We start from the raw sequence: 14730 nt of genomic DNA, 5'->3' as shown, positions 1-14730 counted from the left end.
AAATGCTTCGGCATGCTATCGCGCCTGCTCGCTGCTTCACCAAGGTCTCGCACGATGTCGTGCGCCATCCGCGTCTCAACAGCGACGCCAAGCTCCTGATCATCTACGTGCAGGGGCTCCCCGAAAGCCTGGCCGCCAAGCCGCTCGGCGAACACGCCACAGCCCTGGGGATGAAGCCCCGGGCATACCAGCGGGCCAAGGAGTCCCTGACTGCCTGCGGCTTCCTCCACGAGTGGAGGTGGCAGGGCGGGCGCGGTCACTGGATCACCGACCAGCTGCTCTCCAACGTCACCCTCACGCGTGAGGAGGCGAGCGCCACTCGCGACGGCCGGTCACCGACTGCCGTGGATCCGACGGTCGGTTCTCCGAAGGGCCCATGCCTCGGCTGTCCTCCTCCGGAAGAGAAAGACGGTGGGAAGAAGAACCTTCCCCACCCACCCCCCGAAGAGCCGGACTTGAATCCGGAGCCCGAGCCGGAGCCGGTGCCGCAGCCCGACCAGGCTCCGGCACCGGACCCGGCCCAGGCTCCGGCCCCGGAGGCCGTACCCGCCCCACCCGCCGCACCCGAGCCCGACCCGGCACCGGCACCCGCACCCGCACCCGCGTCCGAAGTCGTCCTGGCAGAGCGCGTGCTGCTGGAGCTACGCCACCACAACCGGGATCTGCTTCTCGGGGCCCGCGAGGCGCGCGGTCTCGCCGAGGTGGCGGCGGAGTGGCTGCGGCGCGGGGTGTCCGTGGCCGACCTGCGGCATGCCCTGACCAACTCCCCGCCGCCCACCATCCGCTCGGCGGTGGGCTTCCTGCGCCACCGCCTGACCGTGAAGCTCCCCGCCCCGGTGCCACCGCCCGCGCCGGCCGAACCGAACGCCTCCGCCGCCGCTCCCGCCCCCGGGGCGCTGGTCATCTGCGACGGGCCCGGTGACGACCACGTGTTCCGGCCGGTCGCGGGCGAGACCCGCTGCCGCCGTTGCCGTACCGAAGCCGCGCGGCCCCGGACACCCGAGCCCCGGCCGGCTACCGCCCGGCCCTCCTGGCGCGCCCTCGTGGCCGGGACGTGAGGGTCACCCCTGCCCCCTCGTCACTGGCCGACCCGCCCGTCGACGCACTCGCGCAGCAGGTCGGCGTGCCCGCAGTGCCGGGCGTACTCCTCGATCCTGTGCACCATCAGCTCCCGGACCGTGATCCGTTCCCTCCCCAGGCGCTCACCCAGGTCCGGGTGTTCGGCCAGTACGGCGTCGACCTCGGCCTGCTCGCGGGCCAGCGCGGAGTACGCCTCGTCGACCACGGCCTGGTCGGCGACGGCTCCGTCGAAGTCACCGTCGTCCTCGCCGTACAGCGTCGGCAGCGGGTCGTCGTCGCTGATCCAGTTGCGCCAGTCCCGCTCCACCTCGGCGAGGTGCCGGATCAGGCCGAGCAGCGACATCGTCGACGGCGGGACCGAGCGACGGGCCAGTTGCTCCGGGTCCAGGCCCTCGCACTTCATCAGCAGCGTCGTGCGGTAGTCCGTCTGGAACTCCAGCAGGGTCGCCAGCTCGCCGTCGGGGCCGTCTCCTTCTCTGTGGCGGGGGTCGTCGTCGGGGTCGGCCCACATGTCGGGGTAGACGGTGGCCTGGGTCCATCGCACGGGTTGGTCGCTCATGCGCGCCATGGTCGTTCGGGGGTGCCCGGGCCCGCAACGGCTTTAGCGCCGGATGCGGAGAGCCGCCGCCACGATTCCGGACGGCGGAAGGCCGCCCGGTGGATACCGGGCGGCCTCCGTATGGGCGTGCGGTGTCACCGCACCGGGTCAGACCAGAGGTACGGCGTCGATCACCCGCTGCGGAACCGTCCACACCCCGGTCGTCACGTCCGTCGCGGTCCGGCGGCCCTCGGTGATCAACCAGAGGTCCGGCGAATCGGGGGACTTCAGACGGGTGCCGTCGGCGAACTCCGTGGACAGCGACTGCCAGACACGGTTCGGCACCACCTGCATGGGATCGTCCGCGTACCCGCTGGCCGTCAGCTCCTCCATGCTGTGGAACGGGACCTTCGCCCCGCCCACGACCGCCGCCTGGCTCAGCGAGCCGGCATCCTTGATCCGGGTCCCGTCCGCGATCTTCGTGGTCATGCCGTCCCAGACCCGGACGGGGATGACCAGACGCGCCTTGGCGCCGTAACCGGCGGCCTGGAGTTCGTCCATGGAGTGGAAGTCGACCCGGGCGCCGCCGACCACCGCCGCCTCGGACGTGGCCCCGCTCTTGGCGATCCGGGTCCCGTCCGCGATCCTGGTCGTCATGCCGTCCCAGACCCGGACGGGGATGACCAGACGCGCCTTGGCGCCGTAGCCCGCCTCGTTGCGCTCGGCCTCCGTGTAGAAGTCGACGCGCGCTCCGCCGACCACCGCGGCCTCCGACGAGGCCCCGCTCTTCGCGATCCGGGTGCCGTCGGCGATCTTCGTGGTCATGGCGTCCCAGACCCGTACGGGGACGACCTCGCGCGGCTTGCCGCCGTAGCCGGCGTCGTTGCGCTCGGCCTCGGTGTGGAAGTCGACCCGGGCTCCGCCGACCACGGCGGCCTCCGACGACCAGCCGCTCTTGGCGATCCGGGTGCCGTCGGCGATCTTCGTGGTCATGGCGTCCCAGACCCGGACCGGGATCACCTCGCGCGCCTTGCCGCCGTAGCCGGCGTCGTTGCGCTCGGCCTCGGTGTGGAAGTCGACCCGGGCTCCGCCGACCACGGCGGCCTCCGACGGGGACCCGCTCTTCGCGATCCGGGTGCCGTCGGCGATCTTGTTCGGGAGCGCGTCCCACACGCGGTCGGGGATGGTCCACATCCGCTTCTCGCCGTACCCGCAGGCGATCAGCTCGTCCATCGACACGAACGGCACCTTCGCCCCTCCGACGATGCCGGCCTGCGAGCTGCTGCCCGCCTTCTTCACGCGCGTGCCGTCCGAGATCCGGTCCGGGATGAGGCTGAACGCCCGGCCCGGCAGCGCGCGGACCTTCGACGCCCAGTCCGTACCGAAGCCGGAGTCGATGACCTCCTGCGGCGAGGCGAAGTTGACCCGCGCACCGCCCATCATCGCGGCGACCGGCGTACTGCCGCCGGTGCCCTGGATCAGGATGCCGTCGTCGGGCACGTCGGCCCGGATCATGTTGAACGCGCGCGCCGGGACCGTGCGGACCTTGCTCGCCCAGTCGGTGCCGAAGCCGGCGTCGATGACCTCCTGCGGGGAGGCGAAGTTGATCCGGGCGCCGCCGAGCATCATCGCCACCGGCGTCGGTACGCCGTTCGCGATGCCCTGGACGAGCGAGCCGTCCGGCGGGATGTCGGCGTGGAACTCGTTGAAGACGCGGCTCGGGATCGCGCGCACCTTCTCACGCCAGTTGGTCCCGTATCCGGTCTCGACCACTTCCTCGGGCGAGAAGAAGTTGATCCGCGACCCGGCCACGAACATGGCCACCGGCGTCGAGGAGCCACCGCCCGTGCCCTGGACGAGCGTGCCGTCCTTCGGGATCGTTCCGAGGTTGTTGAACGAGTAGTCCGACACGATGACGACCTTGCTCGCCCAGTCCGTGCCGAAGCCCGTGTCGATGACCTCCTGCGGCGAGGCGAAGTTGAGCCTCGCCCCACCGACGGTCTGCGCGACCGGTGTCGCGTTGCCGGCGTTCCAGCCCTGCACGAGGTTGCCGTCGGCCGGGGCCTGGTTCATGTGGTCACGGGCGTCGATCGACCAGTCCGAGATCTTCGGCGGCCGGCCGCAGTTGACCGGGGAGTTGCAGTGCGACTGATGCAGTGGCGCACCGCCGACGAAGATGTAGATACGGCCGCGCTGGTCGATGGCGGACGAGCCGTTGCGCGGTGTCTTCGGACCCGCGTCGATGACCGACTGGTACGTGGGGCGGGGCGTGGAGTCGCAGATGCCGCTGTCGCACGTGGCCTGCCAGACCGGCGCGCCGCCGACCATCTTGTAGATGCGCTTGGTGTCCGTGGTGTGCAGGATCGTACCGTCGGCCAGGCCGTGGACCGAGGTCACCGGCTGCGGCTGCGGCGGGGCGGGCGGGTTGGTCGCGCCGGGTGTCCCGAGGCCGCCCCGGCCCGGGGACCGGGTCTCCTTCTTGAATCCCTCGCTCTTCGGGAGCTGCACCCACATGGAGCTCGCGAAGCTCTGAAGCGTGTACGGCCATCCCACGTTGCAGCCGGCCGGGGACCAGTTGCGCATCATGAAGACGCGTTCGGTGAAAACGCCGTAGGAGACGTAGGTGATCTCGTGGGCCGGGGACACGGTGTTGGTCTTCAGACCCACCGAGCTCGTCCACGAGGCCTTCGCGCTGATGCTGATCTCGGCGTTGACCGTGGCCACGAGCTTCTCGGCCGATATGCCGGCGGTGAACTGGGCGCCCACCTCGATGGTGCGGGACTTGGTGACGGTCACCTCGAGGTTGTCTCCGGGAGCCACCCGCCAAGGCCCGTCGGCCGGTGCGAACTCCTCGTAGTGCTTGCTCACATACCAGGGGCCCGGTTCACAGGAGGGGACCGGGAAGGGCAGGGGTGGTGGATCGGCCTGGGCGACCTGCGGCGTCGTCGCCACAAGTCCGCCGGCCATCAAGATGCCGACCAGCGCGGTGAGCGCCGGCCTCAGTCTCTGTCTGAGCATCGTGGCTTCTTTCTCTGTCGAGGTATGACGAACCACCCGCTGGGCGTGCGGGTGTCCGGTACATGTCATCGGTGCGGGGACCGGGTACGGCCTTCTCCAGGCTCAGCCGCTCGCTTGCCGCGTGAGGGCAGCCCACTGCCCACCAGGCGACGTCGGGTCAGTAGCCGTCGAACCGAGGACAGGCGCCTGGAGCGCGTTCAGCGCGCGTATCGGCGGCTGCCCCGGTCGGCCTGGGCAGTGCTTTTCGTGTGAAGCCGCATGCGGTGCCGGCTTGCTGAGGCTGCGGTCAGGGCAGCACACATCGCCATACAAACGTTCCCCCCGTTGAGAGCCACACCCATATGACCCCGTGGGTGCCGGCTCCTTTGGCGCAGTACAGCTCGGAGGTTAGACCTGGCCGCTCCTGCTCTGTCAATGCCTGTCGACAAACTGCAGCATTGGCGCGGCCCGGCACCCTCCCCGGATCTACGAGGAGCTCTCCTTCGGGTCCTCGGCGTTGCGCCAGATCGTGAGGTCGAGGGTGATGTACTTACTCGGGTCCTTGGCGCCGGACTTGCCGCGGTAGGTCGCCACCGCGATGTGGCCCGCGTCGCTCAGGACGCAGACCTGCGAGCCGTTCGTCAGCTGGTCGAGGCGGATCTTCTCGGTGAAGCGCGTCTCGCTGCGGCAGGTCTCCAAGGAGCCCTGCTGCGCGTTGGTGAGCAGGACCAGCTTGCCGTTGGCCGTGCCGACCTTGTCGTCCTCGAAGAGCGTGTCGTGGTAGTAGTACAGGTCACCGTTGCCGTAGGCCACGCCGCTGCCCGTGTCCTCGGCCGGGCGCGGCGGGTTGTCGGCGAGCATGAGGGAGTAGTTCCCCGTCACGTCGACGTTCTTGTACGAGACCGGCTTCGGGTCGGTCCTCGGCTGGGCCTTGCCCGAGGAGCCGCTCGAACCGCTCGAACCGCTCGAACCGCCCGAAGCGCCCGCGCTCGTACTGCCGCTGGACGACGCCGAGTTCTTGCCGTTCGGAGTCTTGGGGAGCAGCGATCCGATGATCACGAGGCCGATCACGCCTGCCGCGATGGAACCGCCGACGATCAGCCCCGTCCGCTTGGGCTTCTGCGGGGCGGGCGCGAAGCCACCGGGATGGAACGGGGGCGGTGTGTTGTAGCCCGGCGGCACATAGCCGGGCGCCGGGGTGCGGTAACCGGGCGGCATCCCGCCCGGAGCACCCGGAGCGCCGGGGGCTCGGGGCGGCATCATGCCGGGGGCGCCCGGGTATCCGCCGGGCGGCATCCCACCGGGGACGCCCCGAGCGGCCTGTGTCGGGGCGTGGGACACACCGGCACTGGTGGGCGCGTACGGGTGGACGCCCCCCGGCGGCGTCGGGGCCTGCGGGGAGCGCTCGGTCGGCGTCGCGGTCGGCGGGGCGGGCGGCTGCGTGGCGGGCGCGGTGGGCGGCGGGGTCTTCGCCGGCTCGGGCAGCACCAGGCGCTCGGTGATCGAACCGGCGATGGCCCGGGGCAGCCAGTCCTCGCCCTGGCGCAGCGGGACCGGCGAGACGGCGTGGCACAGCTCGATGACCTCGCTCAGGGCCGGGCGATCGGCCGGGTCCCGGCTGAGGCACCGCGTCACCAGCGGCCGCAGCTCCTCGGGCAGCCTGCTGAGGTCGGGGTCCTCGTGGACGATGCGGTAGAGCACGGCGTGTGAGGGACCGTCACCGAAGGCGGGGGCGCCGATCGCCGCGTAGGCCGCGATCTGGCCGAGGGCGAAGATGTCCGTGGCCGCCGTGACCGTACCGGCCGAGGCCTGTTCGGGCGCCATGAACGCGGGTGTACCGACGCTGACGCCGGTGCTGGTCAGGGAGGTGGTGTCGGCCGCGCGGGCGATGCCGAAGTCGATCACGCGCGGGCCGTCGGAGGCCAGCAGGACGTTGGCGGGCTTCAGGTCCCGGTGGACGATGCCCGCGCCGTGGATGACATGGAGGGCCTCGGCCACTCCGACGGTCAGCAGCAGGACGCTCCGCAGCGGCAGTCCGCCGTGCTGGGCCACGGCGAGCGCGAGGGACGGGCCCGGCACGTAGGCCGTGGCCAGCCAGGGCTGCGAGCCGTCGGTGTCCGAGTCGATGACGGGCGCCGTGTACAGGCCCTGCACCCGCTCCGCGGCCCGCACCTCCTGCTGGAAGCGCCGCCGGAACTCCGGGTCGCCGCTGAACTCCGGGCGGATCACCTTGATGGCGATGGGCCGGCCGCCCGGCGTGTACGAGAGGTACACCTTGCCCATGCCGCCGGTGCCGAGCACGGCCGCGAGGCGGTAACCGCCCACGACGGCCGGGTCGTCCCCCTGGAGAGGCTGGAAAAGGTCGGCCGAAGGCACATTGCCCATCTGGAATCATCCCCCTGCTAGCGGCGATCCGGGGGCTGCCGACGCCCTGCCGACGCCCCGGAGTCGAGCGAGAGCGTACCGAAGAACCGGCCCCTCCAAGCCGCCCGGGGCCAACCCCCGTACAGCGCGCAGGCCCCCACCCGGAGGTGGGGGCCTGGAGCCGACGCGGCGGGAACACGCTCCCGCCGCCCGGAGGGAGGCTCAGAACGAGAGGACGGCGCTTTCGGCCACCCGCGTGCGCATCTCGCACGTGTTGGAGTACGTGGCCGACCAGCTGACGCGCTTGCCCTGCCACACGCCGTCACCGGTCACCGTGACCGGGTCCCACTCGCGGGTGCAGGGGCGGTCGCCCGGTAAGGCCGTCAGCCGGTTCAGGTCACCGTCGGCCGCGGCCAGTTCCTCGCAGGCGGCGGCGGGGGAGGGGTGGCTGCCTCCGGGGACGGGTGCGCACTCGAGGGTGACCGCCCGCTCGACGGTGGCCGTCCCGGCGGCCTCGCCCCTGGCGACCGTCAGCACGAGGGCCGACGGCGAGTAGAGGGAGGCCGGCTGCGCGGCCCCGGCGTACGCGATGCCCGAGGTCGCCGTGCCGACGCAGGCGAGGCCGGTGGCGACAGCGATGGCGCCGAGGGTCTTGCGGAGGTAACGCACGAATGACTCCTTTTCGGATAGAGGTGCGATTGCGGAATGGAGTCTTGTCGGGGCGCACCGTGATCGCACATCCGCCGCTGTTTTCCGGCCGCATACACGTATAAACCACTGACCGATCGGTCGTTCGGGCAGTTCGGGGCGTATGCGCACCCTGGTCCGAGGGGTCCCGGGACGGCGGGAGCTGACGGCAGTTCAACCCGAAACGACCGTCTGACCTGCTGCTTCGTCAGAACGGTTCTGTTTTGGAGTACTTACGGCACCGCCTGGTCGACCGGAAGACTCCGCTCCCACCCCGGCTCCAGGCGGAACCGCCTGCCCTGCGCGCAGTCGTCGCACGGCTCCAGCAACCGGGCGTCCAGCAGCGGCAAGTGGCAGCCCTGGGTGAACGACGCCTCGTAAGAACGGGACGAAGACAGGCCGCCGTTTCCTCCCGGGAAGTGGCGGCCTCCCCCTCGGCTGAGCCTCCTCAGCCCTTGCTGACCGCCGCCAGGATCTCCGGCAGCCGCGCCGCCGTCCGGGGCGCCGCCAGCCTCAGGCCGCCCCAGGCGATCAGGGCGCCGTACACCGCCCCGACCGGCAGCAGCATCCACGACGAGGACTGCTCGTCCGCCACGTGGAGGTAGATCGCGGTCCCGATGAGCGGGGCGCACATCAGCGCTGCCACGATCACCCCGCCGAAGATCGAGATCCAGGCGAGGCCGCCCTGCCCCGGTGCCACGTTCTTGAAGGCGCCGTCCTGCGGGATCGAGTACGGGAACAGCGCCGAGGCCAGCGCCCCGACCGCCACCATCGCGCCGAGCAGCGCGAGCGCGAGGCCCAGCGCCTCCGGCAGTGCCGACCAGTCGCCCGAGACCGCCGCCGTCCCCGACGTCACCAGGACCGTGAACGGAACGGTGATCAGCAGCAGCGCCAGCGCCCGCGCCCGCAGTTCGGCGTACGCGTCCGCGGGCGTGGAGATCGTCTGCGCGACCATCCAGAAGGCCGAGGTGTCCTGCCCGAACTGGTTGTACATCAGCATGCCGAGCATCCACGAGGCGAAGACGGCCCAGTAGACCGAGCCCGTCCCCTGGAGCGCGTTGAACATCGGCACGATCGCACCGATCACCAGCGACGTCGTCCACGCCGCCTTCGTCTTCGGGTCGCGCCAGATGTAGCGCAGGCCGCGCTCCATCACCGTGCCCGTACGCCCGCCCGGCAGCAGCCGCCCGAGAAGGCCCGTACCCGCCCGGTCGCGGCCCGGGGCCGAAGCGGCGCCGATCGTCGAGCCGTCCGGTGTCGTCATCAGCTTCACCAGGCTCCGCTGCCACCAGTACAGCAGCCCGCCGAGAGCGACGACCGTCAGCAGCAGCCGGCCCGCCGCGAGCGCGTAGTCGCCCTCGCTCGCCGAGTCCACCGCCGCGACCGCCGAGGCGGGCGGCAGCCAGCTCACCACCGCCGCCGCCGGTTCGAGCGCCTCCAGGCCCCCGGCGCGGCTCAGCCGCTGCGCGCCGAAGTTGACCACTTGGATCCCGACCGCGATCAGCAGACCGCTCAGCACCGCCAGGTCACGGCCCTTGCGCGAGGTCAGCAGCCGTACGTTCGCGGCGGCGACCGCCCGCGAGAGCGCCACGCACACCAGGACCACCAGCGGCACGGCGAGGACCGACGCCACGACACCCGCCGCGCCGCGCGCCAGCGCCAGCGCCGCGCCCACCGCGACGATCAGGGTGAACGCGGGGCCGGTGCCCACCAGCGAGGCCACCAGGAGCGAGCGCACCAGCGGGCGCGGGCGCAGCGGCAGCATCACGAGCCGCGATGGGTCGAGGGTCTCGTCACCACCCGGGACGAAGAGCGGCATGACGGCCCACGACAGGGCGAGGAACCCCGTCAGCAGGGCGGCGACCGAGTCGGCGTCCGCGTGGCCCCGCAGCAGGACGAACGCGAGCAGCACCGCCGCTCCGAAGAGAACGGAGACGACGATCGACGTCACATAGGCGGCGGTCCGCCCGGCCGACTGCCGCAGCCCGTTGCGCAGCAGCGACAGCTTGAGCCGTACGAAGACCGAGGTGATGGATTCGGGCGCGGGAGCCGTGGCCGTCATCGGGCCGTCCCCCCGCCCAGCCAGTCCAGCGAGTCCCCGGTGTCCCGCCCGTTCGCCCCGACCAGCTCCAGGAACGCGGCCTGCAGGGACGGCGCCTCCCCCCGTACGGCCGCCAGCGGGCCCTGTGCGCGGATCCGGCCGGCGGCCATCACCGCGACCCAGTCGCACAGTGACTCCACCAGCTCCATCACATGGCTGGAGAAGACGACGGTCGCGCCCGAGGCGGTGTACCGCTCCAGAACGCCCCGGATGGTCTGCGCGGACACCGGGTCGACGCCTTCGAACGGCTCGTCGAGGAAGAGCACTTCGGGGTTGTGCAGCAGCGCCGCCGCGAGCCCGATCTTCTTGCGCATACCGGTGGAGTAGTCCACGACCAGCTTGTGCTGCGCGCCCGCCAGGTCCAGTACGTCGAGCAGCTGCGTGGCCCGCTTGTCGACCTCCGCACCGGGCAGCCCCCGCAGCCGCCCGCTGTACGCCAGGAGTTCACGCCCCGAGAGCCGCTCGAAGAGCCGCAGGCCCTCCGGCAGGATGCCGATCCGGGCCTTGACCTCGGCCACCGATTCGGCGTCGGCCCAGACGTCGTGGCCGGCGACCAGGACGCGTCCCTGATCGGGCCGGAGCAGGCCGGTGATCATGGAGAGGGTGGTGGTCTTGCCGGCGCCGTTCGGCCCGACGAGGCCGATGAACTTCCCCGCGGGCAGCACGAGATCGATACCGCTCACCGCGATCTGCTGGCCGAAACGCTTCCACAGCCCCTCGACACGAACGGCGGGCGTCGCACCGTCGCCCGGTGCGCTGCCCGCCTGTTCGAACACTCCGTCAGATGCCTGGTCAGGCATATCCCTTCAACCCTTCGGTTGTCCCCGTGCAGTGGGGAACAACCTTACGGTGGCGGTCCTGGCGGCCGCCCCGTCACGGACGCCGGGCGCGCGCCGCCGCCGCTTCCCGGCCACACGCGTACGCGAGCGGACTGATCAGCTCCTCCGCGTCGGGCAGCCAGCGGTTGGCCGGAGTGGGCCGCCGCGCCCACTGCACGGCCCCGTGCCCGCCGACCCGGGTGGGCGGCGCCGCCACGAAGTGCCCCTCGCCGCGCGTGACCAGGTCGATCGAGGTCGGGGCCCACCCCAGCTTGCGGACCAGGTCGGGCACCTTGGCGGCGGCGCCCGGCAGGACGAAGAAGAACATCCGGCGGTCCGGGGCGCAGGTCACCGGGCCGAGCGTGAGGTCCATCCGCTCCATCCGGGCCAGCGCCAGGAAACCGGCCGACTCCGGCACGTCGATCGCGTCGAAGGTGCGGCCGGTCGGCAGCAGGATCGACGCCTTCGGCTGCTTCGACCACATCCGCCGCGCACCGACGGCGCTGCCGGTCGCCTGGGTCGACCAGTCGGGCCGAGCCGGGTGGGCGCCGGGAGCGGCACAGCTCTCGACGCCGCAGGAGCAGCGTTCCCTGCCCTCCACGGCCTCCAGCCAGGTCCCGGGGAACACGTCCCAGTGCCGCTCTTCCGCATACCGCACGGCGCAGTCCAGCAGCTGCTCGCCTCGCTGCTTGGGGATGTGTGCGGCTTCCGTGACTCCGATGGTCTCTTCCACGGTGAACTCAACTCCCGCCGTCACCGGGGGTTACGGCCGTGCGCGAAGAGCGGTGTGGAGCATCGATCCTGCATGCGGGGCGCATGGGTGCATGGGCGGGGGCGCGCGGGGGGCCGGGGAGCGGCGGCGGGGTAGCCAAGGGCGGGGGCATCGGCAATGGTGACATCGCCGACGCGTCCGGTTTCGCGTGTTCACATCGGCATTGACCGGATATCCGTCGGGCAGTGATCAGTGCGATTCAGTCCAGTTCCACTGATCGCTCACGGCCTCAGGGGGTAGTCATGGCAGCCAGGCCACTCGTTGCCCGTCAGCCGAACGAACGGCTGCAGGCACTCATCCAGGAGGCCGGGTGCTCCAACGCCGGCCTCGCTCGCAGAGTGAACATGGTCGGGGCCGAACGCGGCCTCGACCTGCGGTACGACAAGACGTCGGTGGCACGCTGGCTGCGCGGGCAGCAGCCGCGCGGCCGGGCGCCGGGCATCATCGCCGAGGCGCTGGGCCGCAAACTGGGGCGCACGGTCACGATCGACGAGATCGGCATGGCGAACGGCAGGAACCTCGCGTCGGGCGTCGGGCTCCAGTTCTCGCCGACCGTGCTGGGCGCGATCGAGCAGGTCTGCGAGCTGTGGCGCAGCGACGTGGGCCGCCGGGACTTCCTGTCGGGGTCGACGGTGGCTGCCTCCGCCCTTGTCGAGCCGAGCCGGGACTGGCTGATCACCGGCGCGGACCCACAGGTGGCCCGGTCGGCCGGGGCCCGGGTCGGCACCGCCGACGTGGAGGCGGTCCGGGCGATGACGGCGGCGCTGGTCGACCTCGACCGCCGGTTCGGCAGCGGGCACGTACGGCCGGTGGTGGTGCACTACCTCAACAGCGTGGTGTCGGGGCTGCTCTCGGGGTCGTACCGGGAGGCGGTGGGGCGGCAGCTGTTCGCGGCGGTCGCCCGACTCACGGAACTGGCCGGGTACATGGCGGTGGACACCGGTCAGCCGGGGCTCGCCCAGCGTTACTACATCCAGGCGCTGCGGCTCGCGCAGGCGGCGGGCGACCGGGGTTACGGCGGCTATGTGCTCGCGGCCTCCATGAGCCATCTCGCGGCGCAGCTCGGAACCCCCCGCGAGATCGCCCAGTTGGCGCGGGCGGCGCAGGAGGGGTCGCGGGGACGGGTGACGCCGAGGGCGGAGGCGATGTTCTACGCGGCGGAGGCCCGGGGGCACGCCCTGCTCGGGGACGCCCGCTCCTTCGAGGTGGTGGCGGGACGGGCCGTACGCGCCCTGGAGCAGGCGGACCCGGAGTCGGGCGACGACCCGGACTGGATCGCGCACTTCGACCACGCCTATCTCGCGGACGAACTGGCGCACTGCTACCGCGACCTGGAGCGGCCGGAGGAGGCGGCGAGGGCGGCGCAGGAGTCGCTGGACGGGCATCCGGAGACCCGGGCGCGGCGGCGGGCGATCGGACTGGTGCTCCTCGCGTCGGCGCAGATCCAGCGGCGGGAGGTGGAGCACGCCTGCCACACGGGCACACGCGCGCTGGAGTTGCTGGCCACGCTGCGGTCCTCGCGGGGCGCGGAGTATCTGGACGACCTCAAGGGCCGCCTGTCGCCCTTCGCGCGGGAGACGGCGGTACGGGAGTTCGGGGTGCGCCTGGAGACGCTCGCCGCGTGACGGGGGCGGGCGGACGCCGTTGTCGCGGGTCTCACACGCGTGTGCGGAGCGCTGGACGTACCCGGTAGCGTGAGCCGACGATTCCGTAGGTCCATCAGTAGGAGTCCCGGTGACGCAAAGCGGACAGGGTCCGGAGCCGCAGTATCCGCCGGCGGTTCGGCCCGCGCACGAAGGTGTCGTGCTGCCCGCCGAAGGCGGCGCGGAGGGCGGCCCCGCCGCCGGCCCGGCCGGCGGCCAGCCGTGGGGCGGCGCCTGGGGCCCCGGCGGCGGACAGCCGGGCGGTGCGCAGCCCCTGCCGCCGGCGCAGCCGCTGCCGCCGGAGGCCGTACCGGGCGGCGCCGCGGACATGCAGGCGACGCAGTACCTCGCACCGGTCCCGCCGACGCAGGGTGGACCGGGACCGATGCCGGGTCCGATGCCGGGTCCGATGCCGGGGCAGTACCCGGGACAGGGGCAGTTCTCGGGGCAGGGTCAGGGGCAGGGGCCGTACGCCGGGCAGGGTCAGGGCCAGGGGCCGTACGCCGGGCAGGGTCAGGGCCAGGACCAGGGGCCGTACGCCGGCCAGGGCCAGGGCCAGGGGCCGTACGCCGGGCAGGACCAGTTCCCGGGCCATGGCCAGGGGCAGGGGCAGGCTCCGGGGCCGATGCCCGGGGCTCCCGGGGAGATACCCGGGGCGCATCCCTTGCCGGCTCCTCTGCCGCCGCAGGGCGGTTACGGCTATCCGCCGGTCGCCTCCGCCGCCGACATGCAGGCCACCCAGCACATTCCGCCGGTCGCGCCCCAGGGCGGCGGCTCGGACACGCAGTTCCTCGGGACCGGGCCGCTGGGCCGGCAGCCGGGCGCGCCCGCTCAGCCGGCGGGCGCCTCCGACGCGACCCAGTACATCGCTCCCGTACCGACGCAGACGCCCGGTGAGCGGCAGCCGCCGGCCGAGTTCGACAACCTCTTCCGCAGCGACTCGACGCAGCACCTGCCCCAGCCGCCCCACCCGCAACACCGCCAGCCTCAGTACGCTCCCCAGCCCCAGGCACCCCAGCCGCCCCCGCCGCCTCAGCGGCAGGGATACGGGTTCGAGGACGCCTACTACGACGACGGCGACGAGCCCGCGCCGCGCCGCAAGTCGCCCGTCGCCCTCATCGCCGCCGTCGTCGTCGGCTGCGCGATCGTCGGTCTCGGCGCCGGGGCGCTGCTCAGCGGTGGCGACGAGGACAAGAAGCAGGGCCCCGGCCAGACCGTGGCCGCGAGTTCGAGCGCCCCCTCCACCGCCCCGACCGAGAAGCCCGTCGACCCGGCCGAGACGCAGGCGCAGGCGCTCGACAAGCTGCTCGCGGACAGCAGCGACAGCCGTGACGCGGTGATCCGCTCGGTCGAGTCCATCAAGCAGTGCAAGAACCTCGACCAGGCCGCCACCGATCTGCGCGGGGCCGCAGCCCAGCGCCGCCAGCTGGTGACCCGGCTGCAGGGCCTGTCCGTCGACAAGCTGCCGGACAACGCGGCGCTGACCACCGCCCTCACCAAGGCGTGGCAGGCGTCGGCCTCCGCCGACGACCACTACGCCGCCTGGGCGGTCGAGACGAAGGGCAAGAAGGCCTGCAAGGACGGCGAGGCCCGCAGGACCAAGCAGACGTCCGCGGCGGGCAAGAAGAGCAGCGAGGCCACCGTCGCCAAGCGCCAGGCGGCCGCTCTGTGGAACCCGACCGCCAAGAAGTACGGACTGCCGCAGCGGACGCCCACCCAGCTCTGACGGG

Annotated in this window: 11 protein-coding genes; 3 read left to right on the top strand and 8 right to left on the bottom strand. The window is 72.3% G+C overall.

Annotated features, from left to right (window positions below):
• Positions 1 to 2 precede the first annotated feature (2 nt).
• A complete protein-coding gene (locus ACWDX6_RS04330) occupies positions 3 to 1058 on the top strand; it encodes a hypothetical protein (RefSeq protein ID WP_451483404.1) in 1056 nt (351 codons plus the stop codon).
• A gap of 20 nt (positions 1059 to 1078) precedes the next feature.
• Here the strand turns inward: ACWDX6_RS04330 and ACWDX6_RS04325 are convergent, their stop codons facing one another.
• From ACWDX6_RS04325 to ACWDX6_RS04295, 7 genes are all read right to left on the bottom strand, one after another.
• Positions 1079 to 1648, bottom strand: a complete 570-nt coding sequence (locus ACWDX6_RS04325; protein ID WP_451483403.1) for a DinB family protein — start codon at positions 1646 to 1648, stop codon at positions 1079 to 1081.
• Between the two features lie 138 nt (positions 1649 to 1786).
• Positions 1787 to 4636, bottom strand: a complete 2850-nt coding sequence (locus ACWDX6_RS04320) for a hypothetical protein (RefSeq protein ID WP_451483402.1) — start codon at positions 4634 to 4636, stop codon at positions 1787 to 1789.
• 465 nt (positions 4637 to 5101) lie between these two features.
• Positions 5102 to 7000: a serine/threonine-protein kinase gene (locus ACWDX6_RS04315; protein WP_451483401.1), complete on the bottom strand. Its 1899-nt coding sequence runs from the start codon at positions 6998 to 7000 to the stop codon at positions 5102 to 5104.
• Positions 7001 to 7201: 201 nt separating this feature from the next.
• Positions 7202 to 7648, bottom strand: a complete 447-nt coding sequence (locus tag ACWDX6_RS04310) for a subtilase-type protease inhibitor (protein ID WP_451483400.1) — start codon at positions 7646 to 7648, stop codon at positions 7202 to 7204.
• Between the two features lie 466 nt (positions 7649 to 8114).
• Positions 8115 to 9728, bottom strand: coding sequence for a transporter (locus ACWDX6_RS04305; protein ID WP_451483399.1), 1614 nt, complete (start codon positions 9726 to 9728; stop codon positions 8115 to 8117).
• Entirely contained in the window at positions 9725 to 10567 is an 843-nt protein-coding gene (locus ACWDX6_RS04300; protein WP_451483398.1) for an ABC transporter ATP-binding protein, read from the bottom strand. The genes ACWDX6_RS04305 and ACWDX6_RS04300 overlap by 4 nt, the downstream gene beginning before the upstream one ends.
• Positions 10568 to 10640: 73 nt before the next feature.
• Entirely contained in the window at positions 10641 to 11318 is a 678-nt protein-coding gene (locus ACWDX6_RS04295; RefSeq protein WP_451483397.1) for a bifunctional DNA primase/polymerase, read from the bottom strand.
• A 281-nt stretch (positions 11319 to 11599) separates the two neighbouring features.
• On the opposite strand from ACWDX6_RS04295, the gene ACWDX6_RS04290 reads away from it, so the two are divergent.
• Positions 11600 to 12982 carry a transcriptional regulator gene (locus tag ACWDX6_RS04290; protein ID WP_451483396.1) on the top strand — a complete coding sequence of 461 codons (1383 nt, stop codon included), beginning with the start codon at positions 11600 to 11602 and terminating at the stop codon, positions 12980 to 12982.
• 94 nt (positions 12983 to 13076) lie between these two features.
• Here the strand turns inward: ACWDX6_RS04290 and ACWDX6_RS04285 are convergent, their stop codons facing one another.
• Positions 13077 to 13661: a hypothetical protein gene (locus tag ACWDX6_RS04285; RefSeq protein WP_451483395.1), complete on the bottom strand. Its 585-nt coding sequence runs from the start codon at positions 13659 to 13661 to the stop codon at positions 13077 to 13079.
• A 3-nt stretch (positions 13662 to 13664) separates the two neighbouring features.
• On the opposite strand from ACWDX6_RS04285, the gene ACWDX6_RS04280 reads away from it, so the two are divergent.
• On the top strand, positions 13665 to 14726 hold the full coding sequence (locus ACWDX6_RS04280) for a hypothetical protein (RefSeq protein WP_451483394.1): 1062 nt from the start codon (positions 13665 to 13667) through the stop codon (positions 14724 to 14726).
• Positions 14727 to 14730: the final 4 nt, after the last annotated feature.

Source organism: Streptomyces sp. NPDC003027, assembly GCF_053591435.1.
Note: the sequence above shows the minus strand (reverse complement) of the source record. Positions and strands in the feature narration are given on the sequence as shown.

Coding starts and splice junctions, on each gene's coding strand:
- ACWDX6_RS04315 (WP_451483401.1), bottom strand. CDS start 7,000: ATGGGCAATGTGCCTTCGGCCGACCTTTTCCAGCCTCTCCAGGGGGAC.
- ACWDX6_RS04330 (WP_451483404.1), top strand. CDS start 3: ATGCTTCGGCATGCTATCGCGCCTGCTCGCTGCTTCACCAAGGTCTCG.
- ACWDX6_RS04305 (WP_451483399.1), bottom strand. CDS start 9,728: ATGACGGCCACGGCTCCCGCGCCCGAATCCATCACCTCGGTCTTCGTA.
- ACWDX6_RS04285 (WP_451483395.1), bottom strand. CDS start 13,661: ATGCGCCCCGGGTATCTCCCCGGGAGCCCCGGGCATCGGCCCCGGAGC.
- ACWDX6_RS04320 (WP_451483402.1), bottom strand. CDS start 4,636: ATGCTCAGACAGAGACTGAGGCCGGCGCTCACCGCGCTGGTCGGCATC.
- ACWDX6_RS04290 (WP_451483396.1), top strand. CDS start 11,600: ATGGCAGCCAGGCCACTCGTTGCCCGTCAGCCGAACGAACGGCTGCAG.
- ACWDX6_RS04325 (WP_451483403.1), bottom strand. CDS start 1,648: ATGGCGCGCATGAGCGACCAACCCGTGCGATGGACCCAGGCCACCGTC.
- ACWDX6_RS04300 (WP_451483398.1), bottom strand. CDS start 10,567: ATGCCTGACCAGGCATCTGACGGAGTGTTCGAACAGGCGGGCAGCGCA.